At 67.7% G+C, this 24,519-nt stretch carries 21 protein-coding genes and 4 tRNA genes; 16 read left to right on the top strand and 9 right to left on the bottom strand.

The features are described from left to right. Window positions 1-103 precede the first annotated feature (103 nt). Complete coding sequence (gene dxs / locus KAF39_RS12765) at window positions 104-2,044, top strand: 1-deoxy-D-xylulose-5-phosphate synthase (RefSeq protein ID WP_210677589.1); 1,941 nt, start codon at window positions 104-106, stop codon at window positions 2,042-2,044. 156 nt (window positions 2,045-2,200) lie between these two features. On the opposite strand, the gene KAF39_RS12760 is transcribed toward dxs, so the two are convergent. From KAF39_RS12760 to KAF39_RS12745, 4 genes are all read right to left on the bottom strand, one after another. Beyond that, entirely contained in the window at window positions 2,201-4,342 is a 2,142-nt protein-coding gene (locus tag KAF39_RS12760; RefSeq protein WP_210677588.1) for a 3-hydroxyacyl-CoA dehydrogenase NAD-binding domain-containing protein, read from the bottom strand. Beyond that, window positions 4,339-5,544, bottom strand: a complete 1,206-nt coding sequence (locus tag KAF39_RS12755) for a thiolase family protein (protein ID WP_210677587.1) — start codon at window positions 5,542-5,544, stop codon at window positions 4,339-4,341. The genes KAF39_RS12760 and KAF39_RS12755 overlap by 4 nt, the downstream gene beginning before the upstream one ends. Before the next feature lie 73 nt (window positions 5,545-5,617). Beyond that, on the bottom strand, window positions 5,618-6,811 hold the full coding sequence (locus tag KAF39_RS12750; protein WP_210677586.1) for an HRDC domain-containing protein: 1,194 nt from the start codon (window positions 6,809-6,811) through the stop codon (window positions 5,618-5,620). Further along, on the bottom strand, window positions 6,804-7,385 hold the full coding sequence (locus KAF39_RS12745) for a DUF3000 domain-containing protein (RefSeq protein WP_210677585.1): 582 nt from the start codon (window positions 7,383-7,385) through the stop codon (window positions 6,804-6,806). Before KAF39_RS12745 ends, KAF39_RS12750 begins: the two co-directional genes overlap by 8 nt. 25 nt (window positions 7,386-7,410) lie before the next feature. On the opposite strand from KAF39_RS12745, the gene KAF39_RS12740 reads away from it, so the two are divergent. Further along, on the top strand, window positions 7,411-8,568 hold the full coding sequence (locus KAF39_RS12740) for a S9 family peptidase (protein WP_210677584.1): 1,158 nt from the start codon (window positions 7,411-7,413) through the stop codon (window positions 8,566-8,568). Here KAF39_RS12740 and KAF39_RS12735 read toward each other — a convergent pair. Next, window positions 8,552-8,983: a SufE family protein gene (locus KAF39_RS12735; protein WP_210677583.1), complete on the bottom strand. Its 432-nt coding sequence runs from the start codon at window positions 8,981-8,983 to the stop codon at window positions 8,552-8,554. The genes KAF39_RS12740 and KAF39_RS12735 overlap by 17 nt on opposite strands. Window positions 8,984-9,001: 18 nt before the next feature. Next, on the bottom strand, window positions 9,002-9,895 hold the full coding sequence (locus KAF39_RS12730; RefSeq protein ID WP_210677582.1) for a sulfurtransferase: 894 nt from the start codon (window positions 9,893-9,895) through the stop codon (window positions 9,002-9,004). Between the two features lie 144 nt (window positions 9,896-10,039). Here KAF39_RS12730 and zapE point away from each other — a divergent pair, with 144 nt between their 5' ends. The 4 genes from zapE (at window position 10,040) to KAF39_RS12710 (ending at window position 13,539) form a co-directional block, all read left to right on the top strand. Beyond that, entirely contained in the window at window positions 10,040-11,077 is a 1,038-nt protein-coding gene (zapE, locus tag KAF39_RS12725; protein ID WP_210677581.1) for a cell division protein ZapE, read from the top strand. 134 nt (window positions 11,078-11,211) lie between these two features. After that, complete coding sequence (locus KAF39_RS12720; protein ID WP_210677580.1) at window positions 11,212-12,450, top strand: ammonium transporter; 1,239 nt, start codon at window positions 11,212-11,214, stop codon at window positions 12,448-12,450. A gap of 19 nt (window positions 12,451-12,469) precedes the next feature. Next, window positions 12,470-13,069 (top strand): type II toxin-antitoxin system PemK/MazF family toxin, encoded by a 600-nt coding sequence (locus KAF39_RS12715; protein ID WP_307805209.1) that lies wholly within the window; start codon window positions 12,470-12,472, stop codon window positions 13,067-13,069. Window positions 13,070-13,152: 83 nt separating this feature from the next. Beyond that, window positions 13,153-13,539: an SPW repeat protein gene (locus KAF39_RS12710; RefSeq protein ID WP_210677579.1), complete on the top strand. Its 387-nt coding sequence runs from the start codon at window positions 13,153-13,155 to the stop codon at window positions 13,537-13,539. Window positions 13,540-13,605: 66 nt separating this feature from the next. Here the strand turns inward: KAF39_RS12710 and KAF39_RS12705 are convergent, their stop codons facing one another. Next, window positions 13,606-13,779 carry a hypothetical protein gene (locus KAF39_RS12705; protein ID WP_210677578.1) on the bottom strand — a complete coding sequence of 58 codons (174 nt, stop codon included), beginning with the start codon at window positions 13,777-13,779 and terminating at the stop codon, window positions 13,606-13,608. Between the two features lie 110 nt (window positions 13,780-13,889). Beyond that, window positions 13,890-14,315: a GIY-YIG nuclease family protein gene (locus KAF39_RS12700; RefSeq protein ID WP_210677577.1), complete on the bottom strand. Its 426-nt coding sequence runs from the start codon at window positions 14,313-14,315 to the stop codon at window positions 13,890-13,892. A gap of 103 nt (window positions 14,316-14,418) precedes the next feature. On the opposite strand from KAF39_RS12700, the gene KAF39_RS12695 reads away from it, so the two are divergent. The 5 genes from KAF39_RS12695 (at window position 14,419) to KAF39_RS12675 (ending at window position 21,437) form a co-directional block, all read left to right on the top strand. Continuing rightward, the gene (locus KAF39_RS12695; protein WP_210677576.1) at window positions 14,419-15,384 is read left to right on the top strand and encodes a TIGR03885 family FMN-dependent LLM class oxidoreductase; all 966 of its coding nucleotides are present in this window, start codon (window positions 14,419-14,421) and stop codon (window positions 15,382-15,384) included. Beyond that, the gene (locus KAF39_RS12690) at window positions 15,381-17,045 is read left to right on the top strand and encodes an alpha-amylase family protein (protein WP_210677575.1); all 1,665 of its coding nucleotides are present in this window, start codon (window positions 15,381-15,383) and stop codon (window positions 17,043-17,045) included. The genes KAF39_RS12695 and KAF39_RS12690 overlap by 4 nt, the downstream gene beginning before the upstream one ends. A gap of 131 nt (window positions 17,046-17,176) precedes the next feature. Further along, complete coding sequence (locus KAF39_RS12685; RefSeq protein WP_210677574.1) at window positions 17,177-17,764, top strand: PadR family transcriptional regulator; 588 nt, start codon at window positions 17,177-17,179, stop codon at window positions 17,762-17,764. After that, complete coding sequence (locus KAF39_RS12680) at window positions 17,761-18,513, top strand: ABC transporter ATP-binding protein (RefSeq protein ID WP_210677573.1); 753 nt, start codon at window positions 17,761-17,763, stop codon at window positions 18,511-18,513. Before KAF39_RS12685 ends, KAF39_RS12680 begins: the two co-directional genes overlap by 4 nt. A 110-nt stretch (window positions 18,514-18,623) precedes the next feature. Next, window positions 18,624-21,437, top strand: coding sequence for an FtsX-like permease family protein (locus KAF39_RS12675; protein WP_210677572.1), 2,814 nt, complete (start codon window positions 18,624-18,626; stop codon window positions 21,435-21,437). Between the two features lie 111 nt (window positions 21,438-21,548). Here KAF39_RS12675 and KAF39_RS12670 read toward each other — a convergent pair. After that, window positions 21,549-21,624 (bottom strand) — tRNA-Val (locus tag KAF39_RS12670). 151 nt (window positions 21,625-21,775) lie between these two features. On the opposite strand from KAF39_RS12670, the gene KAF39_RS12665 reads away from it, so the two are divergent. The 5 genes from KAF39_RS12665 (at window position 21,776) to KAF39_RS12645 (ending at window position 24,438) form a co-directional block, all read left to right on the top strand. Further along, window positions 21,776-21,848 (top strand) — tRNA-Gly (locus KAF39_RS12665). 52 nt (window positions 21,849-21,900) lie between these two features. Then, window positions 21,901-21,971: transfer RNA gene (locus KAF39_RS12660), tRNA-Cys, on the top strand. A 27-nt stretch (window positions 21,972-21,998) separates the two neighbouring features. After that, window positions 21,999-22,070 (top strand) — tRNA-Val (locus KAF39_RS12655). Between the two features lie 803 nt (window positions 22,071-22,873). Further along, window positions 22,874-23,629, top strand: coding sequence for a toll/interleukin-1 receptor domain-containing protein (locus tag KAF39_RS12650; RefSeq protein ID WP_210677571.1), 756 nt, complete (start codon window positions 22,874-22,876; stop codon window positions 23,627-23,629). A 53-nt stretch (window positions 23,630-23,682) separates the two neighbouring features. Then, window positions 23,683-24,438, top strand: coding sequence for a hypothetical protein (locus KAF39_RS12645; protein ID WP_210677570.1), 756 nt, complete (start codon window positions 23,683-23,685; stop codon window positions 24,436-24,438). Window positions 24,439-24,519 lie beyond the last annotated feature (81 nt).

Genomic DNA, 24,519 nt, shown 5'->3' with positions numbered 1-24,519 from the left:
CAAGGGCCTCTCGCGCTCGGGGGTTTCCCGGCTCCGAGCGGTAGGATCAGGATGGCGCCCGCACCCGTTCGGACGCTCCGTCGAAGCCTGTGAGGAGGCGCAGATGCCCATTCTTCCGAGCATCTCTGGACCGCGCGATCTGGATCGGCTGTCGCCAGAGCAATTGGAAGAACTTGCCTCCGAGATCCGCGCCTTCCTCGTCGAGAACGTCTCTCAGACCGGGGGGCACCTGGGCCCCAACCTCGGCGTCGTGGAGCTGACCATCGCTCTGCATCGCGTGTTCTCCTCGCCGGACGACCCGTTCATCTTCGACACGGGACACCAGTCCTACGTGCACAAGATCCTCACGGGCCGCCAGGACTTCTCGAAGCTGCGCGTCCGCGACGGCCTGGCGGGCTATCCGCAGCGCGCGGAGAGCCCGCACGACGTGGTCGAGTCCTCCCATGCATCCAGCTCGCTCAGCTGGGCCGACGGCGTGTCGCGCGCGCTGACCGCCACCGGACGCGCCGATCGCCACGTGATAGCCGTGGTGGGCGACGGCGCGCTGACCGGTGGCATGACGTGGGAGGCGCTGAATAACATCTCCGACGACAACGACCGCAACCTCATCATCGTCGTCAACGACAACGGGCGCTCCTACGCGCCGACCATCGGCGGCATGTCGCGCTTCCTCAACAGGGTGCGCACCGCCGCGGCCTACAAGGACCTCCACCACAAGTCGGACCGGCTGTTCCGCGCGTTCGGTCCGATGGGGCGCGCGGTGTTCCGCGGTGTGCGGGGCGGCACGCATGGCTTCCTCTCGCGCTTCACGAACAACGAGGCGCTGTACTCCAACCTCGACATCAAGTACCTCGGTCCCGTCGACGGACACGATCTGCCCGCACTGCTGGAGACCCTGGAGCTGGCGAAGTCGTACGGCGCGCCCGTCATCGTGCACGCGATCACCGAGAAGGGCCGCGGCTATCAGCCGGCCCGCGACGACGAGGCCGACCAGTTCCATGCGGTCGGCAAGATCGACCCGACGACGGGGGAGACCCTGTCCTCGGGCGGCCGCGGGTGGACGGACGTGTTCTCGGACGCGCTCGTGAAGGTCGGTGAGCGGCGCTCTGACGTGATCGCGATCACGGCGGCCATGCTCCGGCCGACCGGTCTCGCGCCGTTCGCTGAGCGCTTCCCCGACCGGGTCTACGACGTGGGGATCGCGGAGCAGCACGCGGTGGCCTCCGCGGCCGGGCTCGCGTACGGCGGCCTGCATCCGGTCGTCGCCGTCTATGCCACCTTCATGGGACGCGCCTTCGACCAGGTGCTCATGGACGTCGCCCTGCACCGGGCCGGGGTCACCTTCGTGCTCGATCGCGCCGGTGTGACCGGACCGGACGGGCCGAGCCACCACGGGATGTGGGACCTCGCGATGCTGCAGATCGTCCCGCATATCCGCATCGCCGCTCCTCGCGACGGCGCGCGTCTCACCGAGGCGCTGGACGAGGCCGTCGCGGTGGAGGACGCCCCCACCGTGATCCGCTTCCCGAAGGGCGACGTCTCCGCCGACCTGCCGGCTGTCGAACGCCTCGTGGACGGCGTGGACGTGCTCGCGCGCGGCGAGGGCGAGGACGTCCTCATCGTCGCTATCGGCCCGTTCGCCGCACTGGCGGTGGATGTCGCCGAGCGGCTCCGTGCGCAGGGGATCGGGGCGACGGTGATCGATCCGCGCTGGGCGATTCCCGTGCAGCCGTCCGTCGTCGAGCTCGCCGCACGGCACCGCCTCGTGATCACCCTCGAGGACGGCATCCGCGTCGGTGGCATCGGGACGCGCGTGCGGCAGGTGCTGCGCGAGGCGGGCATCGACACCGCCGTGGACGAACTCGGCCTCCCGGACGAGTTCATCGACCACGCGTCCCGCGACCAGATCCTCGCGGACGCCGGGCTGACGGCCTCCAAGATCGCGCAGGACGTGGTGGCACAGGTGCTGGGCACTCGCATCCCGAAGGCCCGCCACGCCGGCGAGACCGGCGCGATCGAGCTCCCGCTCCACGAACGCCACTGACCCGGCGCGCCCTCGGGCGGGGCCGAGAGTGCGCAGCGCTCACTGTCGCGCGCATCCGTTCCGAGGCGGCGGCGACGCGCGTGCTGTCGTCCGGGCCCGTCCCCACGGACGACGACGGGGGCCGCGCCGCCGGCGCGACCCCCGTCGGGAACAGGATCAGCGGCTTTCGATACCCCGGATCTGCGGGGTGTGGAACGAGCCGCCGAACGCGCGCTCGGACGCACCCTCGCGGTCGAGGTAGGGCGAGGCGCCTCCGTCGATGAACGGCCAGCCGGCGCCGAGGATGAGGCAGAGGTCGATGTCCTCCACCTCCGGGACGACGCCCTCGTCCAGCATGAGCTTGATCTCGGTGGCGAGCCCGTCCTGCACGCGCTGCAGGATGGTGGCCGCCGACGCCGGACTCTTGCCGACAGCCGGCTTGAGCACCTTCTCGGCCTGCTTCGTCCACCCGACCACGCGCCCGCCCTTGTCCTTCTCGACCACCTGGTCGAGCTCGGCCAGGGCATGGAAGTTCTCGTTCGCGTAGAACCGGTCAGGGAACGCCCGCACCATCGTGTCCTGCACGTGCGCGGCGACCTTCCAGCCGACCAGATCGATGAGCTGGAAGGGCCCCATCGGTAGACCGAGCGGCGCGAACGCCTTCTCGACGTCGGCGATGGGGGTGCCCTCGTAGACGGCCCGCGCGGCTTCGCCCATCACCTTGGCGAGCAGACGGTTCACCACGAACCCGGGGGCGTCGGCGGTGAGCACGGCGTTCTTGCCGAGGTTCTTCGCGACGACGAAAGCGGTCGACAGCGCCGCGTCGGCGGTCGTCGGTGTCTTCACGATCTCGATCAGCGGCATGACCGCGACCGGGTTGAAGAAGTGGAAGCCGACGAGGCGCTCGGGGTGGGCGAGCTTCGCGCCGATCTCCTCGACCGACAGCGACGAGGTGTTCGTCGCGAGCACCGCGTCCTCCGCGATGATCTTCTCGATCTCACCGAACACCTGCTGCTTGACGCCGACCTCCTCGAACACGGCCTCGATGACGAAGTCGCAGTCCGCGTAGAGGCTCTTGTCCGTGGTGCCCGTGACGAGGCCGCGCAGCTTGTTCGCCGTGTCGGCGTCGATGCGGCCCTTGCCTTCCAGCTTGCCGATCTCCTCGTGGATGTAGGCGACTCCCTTGTCGACGCGCGCCTGGTCCAGGTCGGTGACGAGCACCGGCACCTGGAGCTTGCGCACGAACAGCAGGGCGAACTGGCTGGCCATGAGACCGGCACCGATGATGCCGACCTTGGTGACCTTCCGGGCGAGCTGCTTGTCGGGAGCGCCGACCGGGCGCTTGGCCCGTTTCTGCACGAGGTCGAACGCGTACATCGACGCGGCGAACTGGTCGCCGGTCACGAGCTCGGCCAGGGCCTCGTCCTCGCGGGCGAAGCCCTCCGCCTTGGTGCCGCTCTTCGCCTTGTCGAGCAGGTCGAGCGCGGCGTACGGCGACTTCGGAACGGTACCGATCTTGGACTCGAGCATGCCGCGCGCCATCTTGATGGCGATCGGCCACTTCGTGAGTCGCTCGATCTTGCCCGGTTCGTTCCTCCGCTCGACCTTCTTACCGCCGAGGACGGCATCCGCCCACGCCAGCGAGTTCTCGAGGTAGTTCGCGGCCGGGAAGATCGCGTCGAAGATGCCGAGGTCGAACGCCTGCTGCGGCTTCAGCATGCGGTTCTGCTTGAGCGGGTTGGAGATCACGACCTCGAGGGCGTTCTCGATGCCGATGAGGTTCGGCAGCAGGTACGCGCCACCCCAGCCGGGAATGATGCCCAGGAAGACCTCGGGGAGGGCGACGGCGGCCGCCGAGGCGTCGACCGTGCGGTAGGTGGAGTTCAGGGCGATCTCGAGGCCACCGCCGAGCGCGAGCCCGTTCACGAACGCGAACGACGGGACGCCGAGCTCGCTGAGCGTTCCGAGCACCTTGTGGCCGAGCTGGGCGATCAGACGCGCGTTGTCCCGCGAGCCGACCTTGCTGATGTCCGAGAGGTCGGCGCCGGCGGCCATGATGTACTGCTTGCCGGTGATACCGACCGCCTGGATCTCCCCGGCCGCCGCTCGGGCCGCGAGGCCGTCCAGCGTCGCGCCGAGTTCGGTGAGGGTGGCCGGGCCCAGGGTGTTCGGGCGCGTGTGGTCACGACCGTTGTCCAGGGTGATCAGCGCGAGGACCTTACCTGACGCGAGGCGGATGTCGCGCACGGGGGAGTGCGTGACGACCTCTCCCTCGGTGAGTGCCTGGATGGGCGAGAAGTCGACGTCGTCGTAGCTCACTTCTTCTTCTTTCCGTCGTAGTGCGGGTTCTCCCAGATGACCGATCCGCCCTGCCCGAGGCCGACGCACATCGCCGTCAGGCCGTAACGCACGTCGGGACGCTCGGCGAACTGCGCGGCGAGCTGGATCATGAGACGGACACCGGAGGCGGCCAGCGGGTGGCCGACCGCGATCGCGCCGCCCCACGGGTTCACCCGGGGGTCGTCGTCGTCGATGCCGAAGTGGTCGAGGAGGGAGATGACCTGGATCGCGAACGCCTCGTTGAGCTCGAACAGACCGATGTCGGAGATGTCGAGACCGGCCTTCTTGAGCGCCTTCTCCGTGGACGGGATCGGGCCGATGCCCATGATCTCGGGCTGTACGCCGGCGAACGCGAACGACACCATCCGCATCTTGGGGGCGAGGCCGAACTCCTTCACCGCCCCGCCGCCGGCGAGCAGCGACATGGTGGCGCCGTCGGTGAGCGGCGACGAGGTGCCCGCGGTCACGCGTCCGTGCGGCCGGAACGGCGTCTTGAGACCCGCGAGGTCCTCCATCGTGGTCTGCGGACGGCGGCCCTCATCCTCGGTGGCGAGGCCCCAGGCGCCGTCGGCGCCCTTGATCGCGACCGGCACGAGGTCGGGCTGGATCTTGCCGGCGTCGTAGGCGGCCTGCACCTTCTGCTGGCTCCGCATGCCGTAGCGATCGGAGCGCTCCTTGGTGAGGTGGGGGAAGCGGTCGAAGATCCGCTCGGCGGTGACCCCCATGTTGAGGGCGCCGGGGTCGACCATCTTCTCCGCCACGAAGCGGGGGTTCGGGTCGGCGTTCGAGCCGATGGGGTGGTGGCCCATGTGCTCGACACCGCCGGCGATCGCCAGGTCGTACATGCCCACGCCGATCGAGGCGCCCATCGTCGTCACGCTCGTCATCGCGCCGGCGCACATGCGCTCGACGGCAAGTCCGGGGACGGTCTGGGGGAGCCCGGCGAGGATCGCCACCGAGCGGCCGAGGGTCAGTCCCTGGTCGCCGGTCTGGCTCGTCGCGGCGATCGCGACGTCGTCGATGCGGTCCGCCGGCACGGCCGCGTTGCGCTCCATCAGGCCGATGGTCGCCTTGACGGCGAGGTCATCCGCGCGGGTGTTCCAGTACATGCCTTTTTCGCCGGCGCGCCCGAACGGGGTGCGCACTCCATCGACGAAGTAGACGTCCGAGATCTCGGCCACTCTGCCTCCAAGTTTGTGCGGTGGCCTCAGTCTATGAACGGCCGGAAACCGGGAGGAATCGGTTGGATCGAACCTACGAAGCGGTCGCGGACGTCGTGTCAGGCGATTGTGCCGCCTCTACGAAGGCGTCAGCGATCTTCTGTGCAGTCTGTTCAACCTGCCACGGGCGCGCGCCGAGGGCCGACAGCGCGTCGCCGATCTCCTCCGCCGTGGTGCCGGGGGCGTCCCAGGCGATCCGGCGCAGGTACTCCGGCGTCAGGAGGTTCTCCGTCGGCATGCCAAGCTCTTCTGCGACGGCCTCCACGGCGGGACGCGCCGCCTTCAGCCGCGCATCAGCCTCCGGGTTGCGATCGCTCCAGGCGCGAGGCGGGGGGAGCGCATCGCTCGGCACACGCTCGCGTGGCAGGGTCTCCGCGGCACGCCCCTCGACGATCGCCTGCCACCACCGGTCGAGCTGCGTGCGGCTCGCCCGACCCTGGAACTCCTTGACGCCGGCCAGGGCCTGCTTCGAGGCGGGGTTGGCGAGGACGGCGGCGACGAGAGAGCGATCCGGGACGAGACGTCCGGGGGAGACGTCCTGCTGCTGCGCGTACGTCTCCCTCGCCTCCCACAGTGCGCGCGCGACGGCGAGGTTGCGCGCGCCGCGGACCTGGTGGAGCCCGCTCAGCCGGCGCCACGGGTCTTCGCGCGGGGGCTTCGGGGCACGCGCGAGCGTGGCGGCGAACTCCTGTGCCGCGAACTCGCTCTTGCCCTGCTCCTCGAGCTCGGCCACCAGGGCGTCGCGCACGTCGATGAGATGGAGGACGTCGAGTGCCGCGTACTCGAGCCACGAGTCCGGGAGCGGACGCGTGGACCAGTCGGCGGCCGAGTGCTCCTTCTTCAGCGTGATGCCCAGGGTGTCCTCGACCACGGCGGCCAGCCCCACCCTGTCGTGCCCGAGCAGTCGGGAGGCGAGCTCGGTATCGAAGATCTCCTTCGGGTCCAGGTGCAGCTCACGCAGCGAGGGCAGATCCTGGCTGGCGGCGTGCAGCACCCACTCGAGGTCGCCGATCGCGCTCTGGAGCGGTGCGAAGTCGCCGAGCGCCGGGGGGTCGAAGAGGAACACCCCGGCGTCGCGGCGGAAGACCTGCACCAGGTACGCCCGCTGCGAATAGCGGAAGCCGGATGCCCGCTCCACATCGACGGCGACGGGGCCGGTGCCCGCAGCGAGCGCGGCGCACGCCGCACGGAACTCCTCGGTATCGGAGATCACGGAGTATTCAGTCACGTACAGCCTTTCGCGCGCCGATCACGGCGATGCCCTCGGATCCCGGCGGAAGCCCCGCCAGCATTCCGACCAGCTCGGCCCATGCTTCGACGTGCGGTCGGAACGGGCCGTCCGGAGTCCAGGACGCCCGCAATTCTATCTGTGCACCGTCGCCCTCGTCGGCGAGACCGCCGAATCCCTTGGACAGCGTCTTGGTCGAGGTGCCGGACGGGGAGTGATAGATCGCCTCCCGCGAGTCGAGCGCGTCCACGAGCCAGGACCACGTGACGTCCGCGAGCAGTGGATCGGTGCCGATCTCGGTCTCCAAAGGGGCCTGGGCGAAGATCACGATGCGCCAGGCTCCTCCCCAGGCGTCGGGCTCGTCCGGATCGTGCAACAGGATGAACCGTCCCGTCCCGTACACGGAGTCGCCGTCCTCACCGGGACGGACGTCCGCGGAGAGCGCGATCGCGAAGGGCGCCAGGTTCTGCGGCGTCGGGATCTCGCGGACCGCGATGTCGTCGCGGAACGCGGTCGCGCGCAGTTCGGCGACGGCGGCGTCGAAGGGCGTCCCGGCCTCGGGGTGTGCGGTCACGGCAACAGGCTAGAGTCGGAAGGCGATGAAGAGTCTCAGGCACGCCGTTGCGATCGTTGTCCCCGCGCTCCTCGCCCTGGGCGCCGCCGTCGGCCTGCTCGTGATCGCGGTCGCGCGCCGCGTCGTGACGCCCTTGCGGAGCCGCCTCCTGGACACCGAGATCCTCGCGATCGACACCGGCGCGCAGACGATCGAGCTCCGGCGCACGCTCGACACAGAACTGCCGGGTCGATACGGTCTCTTCACCACGGGGACGTACGGTTACGTGAAGCTCGGCGCCGTCCTCAGCGCCGACAGCACGACCGTGCGGCGCAAGCTGCTCACCAAGATCGAACCCGGTGCCAGGGTGGACCGCGCCGCCTCGTTCAGCGGCAGCTACTACATGTCGCCGAGCGAACTGCACCTGCGATGGGAGAACGTGCTCATCGGCTCCCCGGCCGGGCCGTGTCCCGCCTGGTTCTTCCCCGGAGACTCCTCGACCTGGGCCATCCAGGTGCACGGTCGCGGCACCACACGGGCCGAGTGCCTCCGCGCCGTCCCGGTGATGAAGGCGGCCGGGCTGCCCACTCTCGTGGTGTCGTACCGCAACGACGGCGAGGCCCCGCGGACCAAGGCGGGCGCCTATGCGCTCGGGGCGTCGGAATGGCGCGACGTCGACGCCGCGATCGCCTACGCGCTCCGTCACGGCGCGGAGCGGGTCGTGCTCATGGGCTGGTCCATGGGCGGCGCGGTCTCCCTGCAGGCTGCGGTCAACTCCGGCCATCGTGACCGCATTGCGGGGATCATCCTCGAATCGCCGGTCGTGGACTGGCGCACGGTGCTGCGGTTCCAGGCTCAGGTCGCCCGGGTGCGCGAGCCGCTGCCCGCGCTCGCGATGGGGGCTTTGCAGCTGCCGCTCACGGCGAAGCTCAGCGGCGCGGACGAGCCCATCCTGTTCGACCGGCTGGACATGGTCGCGCGCGCTGACGAGCTGCGGGCGCCGATCCTCATCCTGCACAGCGATGATGACGGCTTCGTCCCCGCGGATGCCTCCCACGCGCTGCAGGAGACGCGGCCGGACCTGGTCACCATGCCGCGCTTCACCGTCGCCCGGCACACGAAGCTCTGGAACTACGACGAGAAGGGGTGGACCACGGCCATCTCGGAGTGGCTCGCGGCCCAGGGATTCAGCGCTTCTGCCTGACCTGGTTCTTGGCGCGCATCAACATGCCGGTCATGCCGCCGATCCGCAGCGGTGACACCGCCTTCGTCAGCCCGATCGACTGCGGATAATCCTCAGGGATCGCCAGAACCTCATCCGTGGTCAGTCCGGTGATGCCCTGCACGAGGATGCTGGCGAATCCGCGTGTGGTCGGCGCCTCCGGGGGCGCCGTCGCATGCATGGTCACGACATCGTCGTGCACCTCGACGTAGATGTAGACCGGCGACTGGCACTCGGCGACGCGTTCCGCCATCTCGGGGTGCGTCGCGACCTCGTCCGACACCGCCGGGAGTTCGTCCGCGTACTCCAGGAGCAGCAGCAGGCGATCGGCCTCCGGGGTCTCCAGGAAGCCGTCGCGGATCTCGGCGAGGGTCTCGGGCAGTGCAGGTGCGTTCATCCCCGCCATTCTCCCATCTCAGGCCGTGCCGGGCTCCGTGCCGGTGACGATCGGCACGCGCACCGCGCTGCCCCATTCCGTCCACGACCCGTCGTAGTTGCGCACCTTCTCGAACCCGAGCAGGTGTCGGAGCACGAACCACGTGTGGCTGGAGCGCTCCCCGATGCGGCAGTACGCCACGACGTCGTCGCCGTCCTGCAGCCCGGCACCGTCGCGGTAGATGGCGTCGAGCTCGGCGCGGCTCTTGAAGCCGCCGTCCTCGGCGACGGCCTTCGCCCACGGCACGCTCTGCGCGGTGGGGATGTGGCCGGCGCGCAGCGCTCCCTCCTCCGGGTAAGCAGGAGCGGTGGTGCGCTCTCCGCTGTACTCCTCGGGCGAGCGCACGTCGATGAGGGGCTGGCCGATGTGAGCGAGCACGTCCTCCTTGTAGGCGCGGATGGCCGTGTCGTCCCGCTCGACCACCGGGTACTCCGTGGCGGGACGCGTCGTCGCCTCGCGGGTCAGCTCCCGGCCCTCGGCGATCCAGCGGTCGCGGCCGCCGTCGAGCAGTCGCACGTCCTCATGCCCGAAGAGGGAGAACACCCACAGCGCGTAGGCCGCCCACCAGTTGTTCTTGTCGCCGTAGATGACGACCGTGTCGTCGCGCGCGATGCCCTTGCGGCTGAGGAGGGCGGCGAAGCCCTCGCCGTCGACGTAGTCGCGCACGACCGGGTCGTTCAGCTCGGTGTGCCAGTCGACCTTCACCGCACCCGGGATGTGCCCGGTCTCGTAGAGGAGCACGTCCTCGTCGGACTCCACCACCACGAGGCCGGGCTCGCACAGATGCGCGGCCAGCCACTCGGTCGTGACCAGACGGCCGGGCTCGGCGTACTCGGCGAACTTCGGGGAGGAGGAGTCGAACTCGATGGCCATGGGGTCTCCGGAGCGGTGAGCGGGCGAGCGGGCGGTGCGGACGGCGTAGTGTGGATCCGTCCCTTCGACGATAGATCCTCCGCGCGCCCCCGGGACCCGATCCGTAAGACTTCGACACAGGCCGCCGCCTGATTCAGGACCGCGATGACTGACCCGACCACCCGTACCGGAACCGTCCACCTGACCGATCGCACGCCGACGGTCACCGGACCCGAGATGCTCGCGAGCCTGGTGCCGCCGCCGCAGTTCGACGACGCCACGTTCGACAGCTACCGGGTGGACCCCGCCTACCCGTCGCAGGAGGACGCGAAGCAGACGCTGCTCCGTTTCGCCGGCCGCGGAGGCCCGGTCAAGAGAGGCGGGCTGTTCAGCCGGGCGAAGAAGGAACCCGAGCTGAAGCCCGGGGTGTACCTCGACGGCGGCTTCGGCGTCGGGAAGACCCACCTGCTCGCCTCGATCTATCACGCCATGCCGGCCCGGCGGAAGTACTTCGGCTCGTTCATCGAGTACACGGCGCTCGTCGGCGCGCTCGGGTACAAGAACACCGTGGATCTGCTCAAGGGGGCCGACCTGCTCTGCATCGACGAGTTCGAACTCGACGACCCGGGCGACACCATGGTCATGACGCGTCTGCTGGGGGAGCTGGTGCCCACCGGCACGCGTCTCGCCGCGACCTCCAACACCCCGCCGAACGCCCTCGGTGAGGGGCGCTTCGCCGCGCAGGACTTCCTCCGCGAGATCCACGCGATGTCGGACAGCTTCCAGACCCTGCGGATCGACGGTGTCGACTTCCGTCAGCGTGCGATCGACGGACACGCCGTGGTTCTCGACGACGCGGGCTACGACGAGGCGGTCGCGGCGGCGTCGGCCGACGGAACGGTGTCGGACGACGCGTTCGACGATCTCATCCGCCATCTGGCCCAGGTCCACCCGTCCCGGTACATCCGTCTCATCGACGGCCTGGAGCGGGTCGGGCTCCGCGGCGTGCGCCAGCTCACCGACCAGTCGGAGGCGCTGCGCTTCGTCGCCTTCGTCGACCGCGTGTACGACGCACAGATCCCGATCCTCGCCACCGGCCTCGGACTGGATGCCGTGTTCTCCGAGGAGATGCTCGCCGGCGGCTACCGCAAGAAGTACCTGCGCGCCATCTCCCGGCTCAACGCGCTCACGCATTCTGCGTAAGCCCGCAGGCCGGCGTAACGCGATGTTCACACCCGGAGCGCGGCTGTAACAGCGGGGAAACAAACCTCACGCATGGGCGAAATCGTGCGTGGTCACACTGAAGCTCTCAATTACTTCGGATGTGAGGTTTTCCTATGGATGCTCCCGGCAACATCTCGTGGGCGATCACCGCGACGGCACTGGTGCTGCTCATGACGCCCGGCGTCGCCTTCTTCTACGGCGGTCTCGTCAAGGCGAAGAGCGTCGTCAGCATGATGATGATGAGCTTCGGCTCGATCGGACTCGTCGCCGTGCTGTGGATTCTCTTCGGCTTCTCCATGAGCGCCGTCGACAGCCCGACGGCCTTCGCGGGCAACCCGTTCGCGGACATCGGACTGTCGAGCCTCGCCTCGGGGGAGGGCTCGAACGTCGCCCTCCTGAGCGTCGCCTACGGGGCGACGTTCGCGATCATCACCGTCGCCCTCATCTCGGGCGCCATCGCCGACCGGGCGAAGTTCGGCAGCTGGCTGATCTTCGCCGGCGTCTTCGCGACGGTCGGGTACTTCCCGGTCGCCGCGTGGGTGTGGGGTGGCGGCTGGATCATGAATCTCGGCACGACCCTCTTCGGTGAGGACAGCGGCATCGGCGTGATCGACTATGCCGGCGGGACCGCGGTGCACATCAACGCCGGCGCCGCCGCCCTGGCCCTGGCCCTGGTCCTCGGCAAGCGCATCGGCTTCCAGAAGGGCATCCTCAAGCCGCACAACGTGCCGCTGACGCTGCTGGGTGCGGCGCTGCTGTGGTTCGGCTGGTTCGGCTTCAACGCCGGTGCCGAGTGGCTCGCGGAGGACATGGGCGGCGTCGGCCTCATCGGTCTCAACACGCTCGGTGCGACCGCGGCCGCCATCCTCGGGTGGATCCTCATCGAGCGCATCAAGGACGGCAAGCCCACCTCGGTCGGTGCCGCCTCCGGCGCGGTGGCGGGTCTCGTCGCGATCACTCCGGCGTGCGCCAACCTCACCCCGGGCTGGTCGCTCCTGCTCGGCGCCGTGGCCGGCGTCGTCTGCGCCCTCGCCGTGGAGCTGAAGTTCCGCCTCGGCTTCGACGACTCGCTCGACGTGGTCGGCATCCACCTCGTCGGCGGACTCATCGGCACCGTCTACCTCGGCTTCTTCGCCACCGGCACCGGCCTGTTCGTCGGCGGCGACGCCCGGCAGCTCGCCGTGCAGGTGATCGCCGCCGCCGGCGTGCTGATCTACTCCTTCGTGGTCGCCTGGGTGATCGGCTTCGCGATCCAGAAGACGGTCGGCTTCCGGATCACCAACGAGGACGAGATCGCCGGTGTCGACCAGGTCGTCCACGGCGAGGAGGGGTACGCACTCGCGAACGCCTGACGCCGGTTAGGGTGACCGTGTGGGCACGACCAGCAACGGCATCCTGAAGACACTCGCGGATCTCCTGCATCGAGCAGTGGGCTCCCCCCGGGCGTCGCGGACCTCTCCCGGTCCGCGGCGCCCGGACGCGCGTCTGCGGACGGCCGAGGAGCGTGCGCGGCGGTCCGCGACGGCGGGGGACCCGGGGACAGAGCCGGGACAGACCCGCGGGACCGAGACCGTGCGGCTCGATGCCGCACGCATCCCGGCGGTCCGCGTGGCCTACGCGCCGCGCCGAGACGGGGCGCCGGATGCGGGAGAGGTCGTCTGGACCTGGGTGCCGTACGAGGAGAACGACGGCCGCGGCAAGGATCGACCGGTCTTGGTGATCGGGCGGCAGTCGTCCGAGCGGGTGTACGCGGTCCGGATGACCAGTCGGCCGCATGACGGCGACCGTGACTACCTCTCCATCGGGAGCGGGGAGTGGGACGGGCAGGGCCGCGAATCGTGGGTCGACATCGAACAGCTCTACAGCGTGCATGAGCGTGGTCTGCGCCGCGAGGCGGCGGCCCTGGACCGCACCCGGTACGCGCGGGTCGCGGCGGCGCTCCAGCGGCGGTACGGGTGGGCGCAGAGCTGAGGCGGGCACCGCATTCCCATCCGATGGGCGCAGGGCTCCGAACCTTCCTGTGAGTCGCCGCCGGCGGCACCCAAGGAGGAATCATGCGTTTCATCCCGACCAAGGTCCATGGAGTCCTCGACTACGTCGTCGGAATCGCTCTGATCGCCGCGCCCTGGCTCTTCGGGTTCGCCGACAAGGGCGGAGCCCCCGTCGTCATCCCGATCGTGCTCGGTGTCGGCCTCATCGTCTACAGCCTCTTCACGAAGTACGAGTGGGGCCCGTTCGGCCTGATCCCCATGCCCGTGCACCTCGTCTTCGACATCGTCGCGAGCCTCTTCCTGGCGCTGTCGCCGTGGCTGTTCGGCTTCGCGGGGGAGGCCCTGAACGTCTGGCTCCCGCACGTGGTCGTCGGCGCCGCGGTCATCGTCGTCGTGCTGTTCTCGCAGCCGCAGCCGCAGAGCGCCCGCGGACGGACCGCGACCGCCTGACCCTGACCCGCGCACGACGAGGGGCGACCGGAGTCCGATCCGGTCGCCCCTCGTCGGCCGCGAGGACTACTCCTCGTCGTCGGCGTCGGCCTGATGCTCCTGCTGCTGCTCCGTGTCGACCTGCGCGGGAGGCAGGTCCTGGAGGAACTGGCGGTCGCTGTTCGGGTCGCCGCTCCCGTCTCCGGCCAGCGGATCCTGCGCGCTGACGTCATCGGCGGGGATGTTCTCTCGTCCGTTCATGTCCGGTCCTCTCACGCGGGGCGCCGGCTGCGCCCGTTCCCCGGGAGTCTGCCGGTCGCGAGAGGCAGGCGGGATCCCCTGGTGTGATCCGGCGTGCGGTGATAGGCGTGTCAGCCCCGGAGAGCGGCGCTGAGCCAGCGGGCGTACTGGTGCCAGGGGTCGCCGCCCTGTTGCAAGCGCGCGACGTGAGCGCGGATCTCGGGCGTCAGCGTGAACCACTCGCCGCCTTCGCGGGCGGAGGCGAACTCGCGATGCCGTTGCTGTTCGCGCGTCCGATCGCCCCGTTCGAACGCGAGGAGCTCGTCGTGACGGATGCTCGCCAGACGCCGCCGCGGCTGCCTGCTCGTGCCGATCTTCACCCGGCGGTCGTACCGGAGGTAGTACACGACGTCGATCCGCGGGAACGGCAGGTCGGGGTCGGGGGAGTCCCCATAGCGCCAGTCGCAGAGCGTGCAGTGCCAGGCGTCGTCCGTCCGCTGCCCGGCGAGATTGCCGCACAGTGGGCAGGGGCCGGGGAGAAGTCGGGGTTTCGGCACCGGAGCAGCCTATGTTCACCCTCGGACATCGGGGCACCTGGCAGCACCCGGCGCTCCTGTCAACCACTGCCGCCGAGCGTCGTGGCTTGCCAGACTCGGGCGTATGGTCTTCATCGGATTCCACGCCTCCCATGAGCAGATCCCGCCCAGCGTGCTGCTGGACGCGGTCGTCAGCGCGGAGTGGGCGGGCTTCGACGGGGCGATGTGCTCCGACCACCTGGCGCCGTGGCTGCCCGAGCAGGGCGAGTCGGGATTCGCGTTCAGCTGGATCGCGGCGGCGCTGGCTCGGACGCGCTTCCCCATCGGCATGGTCAACGCGCCGGGGCAGCGTTATCACCCCGCGATCGTCGCGCAGGCGTTCGGCACACTGGAGGAGATGTTCCCCGGGCGGTTCTGGGCGGCGCTCGGCAGCGGGGAGGCGATGAACGAGCACGTGACCGGTGACGCCTGGCCGGCCAAGGACGTCCGCAACGCGCGCCTGCGCGAGAGCGTGGACGTGATCCGGCGGCTGCTGGCCGGTGAGGAGGTCGACCATGACGGCCTCGTACGGGTGCACCGCGCCCGCGTCTGGACCCGTCCGGCTCTGCCGCCGCCGCTCTTCGCCACCGCCGTCAGTGCGGAGACGGCGGAGTGGGCGGCCGGCTGGGCGGACGGTCTCGCCACCGTCGCCCAGGAGCCGTCCGCGCTCCGGCGGGTCGTGGAGGCCTACCGCTCGGCCGGGGGCGAGGGGCCGTGCGTCCTGCAGACCCATCTGAGCTGGGGCGCTGACGACGCGGAGGCGTTCGCGATCGCCAAGGAGCAGTGGCGGCAGGGAGTCGTCACTCCGCCACTCGCGTGGAACATCGAGCAGCCGGAAGACTTCGACGCGGCGGTGGGAGAGGTGGACGAGAAGGCTCTGCGCGCCGCCGTGCTCGTCGACCACGACGCCGGGTCGCTCGCCGAGCGGATCGCGGAGCTCGTCGCCATCGGCTTCGACCGGGTCTATCTGCACCACGTGGGACGGGAGCAGACGCTCTTCCTGAAGGCGGCCGCCTCCGAGATCCTGCCGGCTCTGAGGGAGCGCACATGAAGATCACCGACACGAGCGATCTCTGGTGGAAGACGGCCGTCGTCTACTGCCTCGACGTGGAGACCTTCCTGGATGCGGACGGCGACGGCGTCGGCGATCTCCGGGGTCTCGCGCAGCGGATCGACTATCTGGCGCAGCTGGGCGTGACGTGCCTGTGGCTCATGCCGTTCTATCCCTCGCCCGACCTCGACGACGGATACGACGTCAGCGACTTCTACGGCGTTGACCCCCGTCTCGGCACCCACGGCGACCTCGTGGAGGTGATCCGCACGGCCCGCGATCGTGGCATCCGCGTGATCGTCGACCTCGTCGTCAACCACACCTCCGACCGGCACCCGTGGTTCCGTGCCGCGCTCCGCAGTGTCGACTCGCCGTATCGGGACTTCTACGTGTGGCGCGACGATGCGCCGCCGAAGGGGCAGAAGAACGCGGTGTTCCCCGGGCAGGCGGACGGGATCTGGACGAAGGACGAGAAGTCGGGGCAGTGGTACCAGCACAGCTTCTACGAGCACCAGCCCGACCTCAACATCGCCAACCCCGTGGTCCGGGACGAGATCGCGAAGGTGATCGGGTTCTGGTTGCAGCTCGGCATCTCGGGATTCCGGGTGGACGCGGTCCCGTTCCTCCTCGAGGTTCCGAAGACCGCGGACCTTCCGGACCCGCATGAGTTGCTGCGCGACATGCGGCGCTTCCTGCAACGACGTTCCAGCGAGGCGATCCTGCTCGGCGAGGTCAACCTGCCCTACGAGGAGCAGCGCGCCTATTTCGGGGGCACGGACGGCGACGAGCTGACCATGCAGTTCGACTTCATGGCCATGCAGGTGCTCTATCTGTCGCTCGCCCGCCGTGATCCCGCCCCGCTCGTCGCCGCGCTCACCGCGCGCCCTGTCCTCGGTCCGGAGATGCAGTGGGCGAACTTCCTCCGCAACCACGATGAGCTCACCCTCGACAAGCTCACCGATGACGAACGTCAGGAGGTCTTCGAAGCCTTCGCGCCGGATGAGGGGCAGCGGGTGTTCGGCCGCGGCATCACACGGCGCCTGCCGCCGATGCTGGAGGGCGACCCGCGGAGGATCCGGATGGCCTACAGCCTGCTCTTCACACTGCCCGGGACACCGGTTCTCTTCTACGGCGAGGAGATCGGGATGGGCGAGAACATCGCCGTCGAGGGACGGCAGGCCGTGCGCACCCCGATGCAGTGGTCGGCGGATCGCAACGGAGGCTTCTCCGATGCGCGTCCCTCTCGGCTGGTCGCGCCGGTGCCGACGGACGGGTACGCGCCCACCCATGTGAACGTCGCCGCCCAGCTCGAGGACCACGGCTCGCTGCTGCACTTCCTCCGCGAGCTGACCGCGCGCTACCGCGTGTCGCCCGAGCTGGGATGGGGAACGTTCACGGTCATCGAGCAGCCGCAGGAGGCCCTGCTGGTGCACTCCCTGGACGCCGATGTGGGCCGTACGATCGCCGTCCACAACTTCGCGGAACGGCCGGCGACGACGCGGTTCCGCCTGGGGGAGGAGCCCGCGGGCACGACCCTGGTCGACCTCCTCGGTGCGCGGCGCGTTCCTCTCGACGACGACGGCGGGGTGGAGCTGGAGCTTCCCGCGTACGGGTACCGGTGGCTGCGCGTCTCCCGCCCCGGGGACGGCAGGGTCCTGTGACGGGCGGAAACAGCGAAGACCCCGGATGACCGGAGCCTTCGGAGGGATTCTGTGGACCCTCCCCAGCGATTCTTGACGGCAGGATCCTTACTCGGTAAGTTCAGGAAAGCTTACTGAGTAAGGGATTTGTGATGTCGATACCGAAGGCGTTCTTGGTGCTCCTGTCGGAGAGCCCGATGAACGGGAACCAACTGAAGACAGCGTTCGAGTCGCGCACGGGATCGACGTGGCCGTTGAACATCGGGCAGGCGTACACGACGTTGCAACGGCTTGAGCGTGACGGTCTGGTGGAACCGCACGCCGGTGGTGACTCGGAGCTTTACAAGCTGACCCCAGACGGGCGTGCTGCGGTGCGTGAGTGGTGGGACTCTCCGGTGGAACGCTCTCGCCCCACGCGGGATGAACTGGCGATCAAGCTGACGCTCGCAGTGTCGGCACCTGGTGTGGATGTGAGCCTCGTGGTGCAGCGGCAGCGCACCGAGTCGATGCGGATGCTGCACCAGTACACGCGTCTGAAGGCTCAAGCGAAGCACGCTGCTGAGCAGGACATGGCCTGGCAGCTCCTGAGTGACTCTCTCATCTTTCACACCGAAGCAGAGATCCGTTGGCTCGATCACGTTGAAGCCACGCTTGTTCGCGAAGCATCCGCCGAGAAGCCCCTGCCTGCACCCGCTCCCGAGCACACGCATCACAAGAACCAGGAAGGTGCCCGACGGTGAGCGCCGCGTTGATCGAGTTCTCCGGGGTAACTCGCACGCACACCTCGGGTGACACATTCGTGCATGCGCTTCGGGACGTGAGTTTCCGAGTGGATTATGGCGAGTTGGTCGCGGTGATGGGTCCGAGCGGATCGGGTAAGAGCACTCTGCTGAACCTCGCGGGTGCGCTTGACTCGCCTACCTCGGGGCGGGTGCTCGTTGCGGGGGTGGACATCTCGAGTGCTTCGAGTACCGAGCGTGCGAGGCTGCGCCGACAGTCGATCGGGTTCGTGTTCCAGGACTACAACCTGGTGTCCTCCCTTACGGCCAAGGAGAACGTCGCCTTGCCGTTGGAGCTTGACGGGACTCCGGCGAGCGAAGCAGCGGAGCACGCCTCCGCCATGCTGGCGCGTCTGGGCCTGCCGGAACGGGGCGATGAGTTTCCTGATCGACTTTCAGGCGGGCAACGGCAGCGCGTCGCAATCGCGAGAGCAGTGGTGGGGTCTCGCTCGCTGATCCTCGCTGATGAGCCGACCGGAGCGCTGGATTCTGCGCTGGGCGAAGAGGTGATCTCTTTCCTTCGAGCGCAGATCGGACCGGATTGCGGTGGCATTCTCGTCACGCACGACCCTCGCTATGCGGCGTGGGCAGATCGAACGCTCTTCCTCAAGGACGGTCGGATCGTCGCAGGGACCGAGCCGCTCAGCGAGGTGGAGTCGCTCATCGCGCCTGCGTCGGGCCACGAGCATTCACCCGGTACGGCATCGTGACCAAGCGACCAGCACGACCGCCCCACGCTCGACGGCGGCGAGCGCTACTCAGTCGCCTCGCGATCAGAGATGTGCGACGGAATCTGACTCGCTACCTTCTGGCTGCGCTCGTGATCCTGGTGACCGTCGGGGCGGGCACCAGCATGGACGTTCTTCTTCGCTCTGCGCAAACTTCAGATGAGACATACGCCCGACTGACATTGGGAGACACGGCGCAAGCGCGGGTGCAATGGTTCGGGGACGCAGTCTTCCAGCAGACGCCCCGCGCTGACGTCGGCAGTGGAGGCGGACGTGACGCGCCGCTGGAACAGGTGGAGGGCACGCTCCGCGCGCTTCTCCCCGCCGACAATGAGCTTCACGAGACCCGGACCGGGTTCCTCGCGCTCCGTTCAGGCGACGCGCTGACGGACGGCCTCGCAGCAGTGGAGGCTGACTTCACCGATCCCCCCTTGCGCAGCCTGATCGATGTCTGGCAGGGGGATGTGCCGGAGGCCCTCGGCGAGGCTTCGGTGAGCCGTACGGTCGCGGAACGGCTGAACCTCTCGGTGGGCGACACCTTCGAGGGCGGTACAGATACCGCAGCGCGACTGACAGCGCTCACTCTCGTCGGCATCCATGAGAACAACGCGCTCGGCTCCGATGTCGCCTTGGCTGATGGAACCCTTCTGGCCGTGGGCGACACCTATCTGGACGGCGCATCCACGGTCTGGTTCCTGACTGGCACTGATCTGCCCTGGGCCGACGTGCTCACTCTCAACGATGCGGGATTCGTGGCGATCAGCCGCTCAGTTGTCATGGATCCCCCCGATGCGGTGGAGGTGCCGATCTACCGCGAAGGTGAGGCACACGAAGCCGCGGTAACGCTCGGCGTCGCTCTCGCAGTCACCCTGACGGCAGTTATCGGCGGCACGATCATGGCACTTCTGATCGGTCCAGTCTTCGCGATCGGAGCGCGTCAGTCCCGCCGAGATTACGGGCTGCTCGTCGCACAGGGCGCCACCGGGCGAGACATCCGCGGGGTGATGATCAGCAGTGCCGTACTCGTTGCGTCGCTCGCGTCGATAGCCGGGGTGTTGCTCGGTCTCATCGTTGCCTCGCTGATCGTCTGGGCCACCCGCCTCAATGGAAGCACCGCATACCCCAACCTGATCGTTCCTGCGCTCGACCTCATAGTCATCGCGGTCTTCGGCGTGGTCGTGGCCTTCGTTGCCGCTTGGGCGCCGGCCAGACGCGCAGCGAACGCCGATCCGATCGCTTCCTTGAAGGACACCGGCGAAGAGCCCCGAAGCATGCCCCGCGTCCGCTGGGTGCTGATGGCCGTCCTCGTGCTGCTCGCACTGACGACTTTCGTGCTGGGCATCGTCAGCGGGGTACGCGCCTGGTACATCCTCACCGGACCCTTCCTCACGATCGGGTTGATCCTCGTGATCCGTCCGATCCTGCCGCTCCTGGGAAGGGTTGCGCACAGGCTGCCGGCAGCCGAGCGGGTCGCGGTCCGTGATGCGGTTCGACGGGCCGACCGGACGATCCCGTCAGTCACAGGCACGGCGGCAGCGATCGCGGTCGCCGTGGCGATCCTGGTCGTAACGGCGACCCAGTACGCGACTGTGGCCGCAGAGTGGCACCCTCGTGCGAGCGAGGGAACCATCATGATCTACGACGGCTTCTACACCGAGTCTTCTGGCGGCGAGAACCCCTTCGAGCAATCAACGAGCGAGCAAGACGCAGGTGCAGCATCTTCGCCAACCGCGAAGCAGCGCAACAGCATCAAGAACACCGTCAATCAGTACCTCCCCGGAACCGAACTCGTTGACGTGAACATGCTCGGCCTCACCGGGGAACGCTTCGCCCGCCTCACGATCGACCCCTCCACAGCGTGCCCCGCCTGGGCCGACTACTCCGAGGAATACAACGACGCCGTTGCCGACCCGGACAAGCACGAACAGGGCGCGGATGTGAATGGCTACAACTGCCAGATCGACAAGGCCGCCACGGACATCAACCGGCAGCCGATGTGGCGCTCGACGGAGCGAACGAACATCGTGGTCGATGACGGCACTCTCGTGACCGCACTGGGCCTCCCTGGATACGAACAAGCCGCAGAAGCTCTCCGATCAGGGAAGATCGTGCTCACTCGAACGATCGACCAATGGACAGATGGCTCCGCACACTTGGGGATCTACGAGGAGGACGCGACCGCAGAAGCCGCGTGGGAGCAACAGCTCGAGCACGCCCAGGACCGAGGCGAACGCTTCTTCGAGAACCCGCCCGATCCGGTCATCCTCGACAGCGTGATCGCAGATGCCGTGGTGGTCGATTGGGGGTCACAGCAATGGCAGGCGTTCATCCCACCGCAGATACTCGAGCACGTCCCGTTGGCGGACTTCGAACCTGTCGTTGAGCACGTCGGAGTGATCGCAACCGCGGAAGTCCCCCTCACTCAGACCGAGCTCGACGAGCTTCGAGATCGCCTCCTGCTTCTCGGCATCCATCAGGTCACCGCCGCGCGGGACTACTCGAACCCCGGTCTCGCGACCACCCTCTCCATCGTCACGGTGATCGCCGCGCTCATCTCGATCACAGCCACGGCGGGTACCGCTCGTCTCGCACTCACCGACATGCGCCGCGACCTTCGCGTTCTCCACGACGTCGGTGCCTCGAACCGCACACGGAGGCGCCTCAGAACGGCGGCCACACTCACCGTCGGACTACTCGGAAGCGTGATCGGTGTTCTTGCAGGTGTCGCACTTGGCATCGCGGTCTCGCTGAACACTGTGAGCACGAACCTGCTCGACCGTGGCGTGTGGGAACTCACCGTGCCGTGGATTCCCGTTGTGCTGATCGCGATCGGTGCACCCCTGGTGGCGGTCTTCGCTTCGTCCGGTGGGATGCGAGCTTCGGAGACGGCGTGCAGTGCCGTGTAGTGACCAGTCACCCTGACCTGCACAAGCTCGCGCAGGTGTTCCTCGGCATGGCGGTCAGCGGATCGAGGCAGGCCAGACCGAGGACGTCGCAAGTCTGAACATCGACACTTGTGGTGGGCGATACCGGACTCGAACCGATGACCTCTTCCGTGTGAAGGAAGCGCGCTACCAACTGCGCCAATCGCCCATACCCGTGGGGTACGTCAACCGATACTACCGGACCCGCGGACGCCCTGATGACCAGTCCGGGAGACACGCGCGAGATTCGCTGCGGGTTTGGTGGAGCGCCGATCATCGGCTAATGTTTCATAAGTGCCCGGGACAACCGGGAACGAAATGCGGATGTAGCGCAGTTGGTAGCGCACAACCTTGCCAAGGTTGGGGTCGCGAGTTCGAGTCTCGTCATCCGCTCGAGTGCAGTAGATCTTCTCGAAGATCGGCGGCACGTGGGGTCAATCCACACGGTGGCGTGGCCGAGCGGCTAGGCACCGGCCTGCAAAGCCGTTTACACGGGTTCGAATCCCGTCGCCACCTCACGGGAAAACTGAATAGCCCCAACGGGCGCGATTGGCGCAGCGGTAGCGCGCTTCCCTGACACGGAAGAGGTCACTGGTTCGATCCCAGTATCGCGCACACCTGAAAACCCCTGATCATCAGGGGTTTTCGTGCATTTGGGTGTACGTCAGACGCTCCGCGTGGGCTCCACGTGGGCCATGTTTCGCACGTTTTCGTGACCCGATCGTGATCTTTCCGAAGGTTACTCCCTATTGCTCGCGGATCACTCGGGTCGCGGACGTCACTGGGAACGCCGCGAAGACGGGTTATCCCAGTGACGCTTCCGAGCACTATCCAACGATGACTATCCCCGTCCCAAAGCGTCTGGCTGCTGCGGGAAGACGGCTCGGAATGGCCCTTGAATCCAGATATCGATGGATATCGGTCCGGAGCTTCCGCGCATATGGGGCCCGGCCCTCGGCGCAGACGACGGCAGGCGGGGTGCCCGACCCGACCTGCGAGGATGTGACTGTGACCTTCCCCGGGCCCGCCTGCGCCCTCGGCTTTACCGAGGAACAGCTCGAGACGATTCTGGCCTCAGGTATCACGGGGTATCGGCGCTGGGCGGCCGGCAAGACTCGCGGGCTCTGCGTGGGTGCCCCTAGCTGCGACGCTGCGCACGGCGTGATCCACTACGAGGACGACGTTCGTCGCTTTTGGCGTCAGTACGTCCACGTTGGCGGTTTCGAGCCTCCGAACGCCGGTTGACCTCGATCACCGAGTCGACTGCGAGGAACCCCGTGACCACTCGATCACGGGGTCCCTTTGTTGAGCTGAGTCGTTGTCTCGCCAAGTAGCGCACGAACTGCCAGCCAGCCCTGGAGCAGCAATGTCGGTGGTCGCGCCTACTCTTCATGACAAGGACACGAGAGGGCATCGTCATGGCGAGAAGCATCAATACTGCGCAGTTCCAGGCGAAGATGAGGGCGGCTCAGCAGAAGCTGCAACGAGAAGTTGACCGCGTGAACCGCGAGAACAAGCGGCGGGTCGACGAGTACAACCGTGAAGTGAACCGCGTCAATCAGCACAACCAGCGGGTGAACCAACAGATCCGCCAGGCCAACGCCCACAATCAGCAGGTCGCTGCCCAAGCCGACCGTGCCGCCCGTGAGCTGAATCGCAAGCTCCAGTCGGCGGCGACAACCACGCGGATTGTGTACACACCTGCGGAGCAGGAATTGGCCGAACGCGTTCAGCATGGGCTTGTCGAGCGAGACGACCGCGAATGGGACATCTTTCTCAGTTACGCCCGCATCGATGGCTCGGCCGTTGCAACCGAGCTCAAGGACGAGCTCGAGAGCCTTGGCGTCCGCGTATGGTTCGACGAAGTCGCAATTGTCCCCGGTCAGAGTCAGGCGTTACAGATGGACAAGGGCCTACGCAAGGCCCGCGCCGGCGTCGTGCTTCTCACAGCTGCCTACCTCACCGGTCGCTTCTGGACCGAGCGTGAGCTCGGGGTGCTGCTTGGAAAGTCAACGCTGATCCCTGTACTCAACGGAGTGACCTTCGCCGACGTCGCCGAGTACAGCGGCTTCCTTCCCGATCTCGCGGGTTTCGAGACCTCGCGCGACTCGGTCGCCGTCATCGCGGAGAAGATTGCGGGTGTTGTCACACCGGAATCAGAGATAGCTGGTTGAGACGCGAAAGGACTTCAGACCGCGAGTCCTGTCACGGTCGGTATTCTTGGGAAATGCGCCAGGGATCAGGATTCGCGAGTCAACAGTGGCTCAATGGGTTACTGCCCGAGGTCAATTCGGCTCGCAGTGTGCTCGCTTCGGCCGATCGCCTACTGCGACAAGATGGAGCCCTCGAAAGCGACCTCGATGCCGTCTTAGCGACCTATTCGATCGGCGTCGAACGACTGATGAAGCTTGCACTTGGAACCGCAGCCGTTTCCAGAGGTGAAGGCTGGCCAAAGAAGATGGGCTTCACCCGCGACGGCTGGGGCCATGCCTTGGACGAGATGGACGAGCGACTACGTTTCGAAATTCGCGACGCAGTCGAGTCCGGCACATGGGAGCAGAAAGTGATGCTCCGCAGCTGGATCTGCACCCTCGATAACGACCCAGTCTGGGCTGCAGTGGTCCACGCGCTGAGAAACTACGCCGACGCCGGCCGTTACCACCATCTCGACCAGGTTGCTGGCAAAGAGATCACCTCGCGACCGTCGTCAGCGATGTGGGACAAAGCAGAGAAAGCGGCAATCTCCAGCTCGCGGTCTCTCGCTGCTCACTACCAGCGAACGATAGAGGGCGCAGACTTCGCACCATTCGAACGAGAGCTACGCGCTCAAGTTGCCGACTCGATCAAACGTTGGGTGTCTATCGTCTGCTTGTTCGGCTTCCATGGCGTGCTCGGCGAGGATTGGCGGGTCATCGGGGCATCCGCGCTCCCTGAAGACGCGTTGACTGTCCACGTGCTGCCGAGTTGCAATGCTCAGGCCTGATGCTTCGATGTGGCGACCTTCGCCGCTATCTGCGTCACGTGATTGGTGCGCGAAGGCTCGAGACAAGAGGACGCTCATAGG

The sequence above is a fragment of the Microbacterium sp. BLY genome (genome assembly GCF_017939615.1).
In the GTDB taxonomy this organism is placed as follows: Bacteria; Actinomycetota; Actinomycetes; order Actinomycetales; family Microbacteriaceae; genus Microbacterium.
The sequence above is the reverse complement of the archived record's forward strand: the minus strand, read 5'-3'. Positions and strand labels throughout refer to the sequence as shown.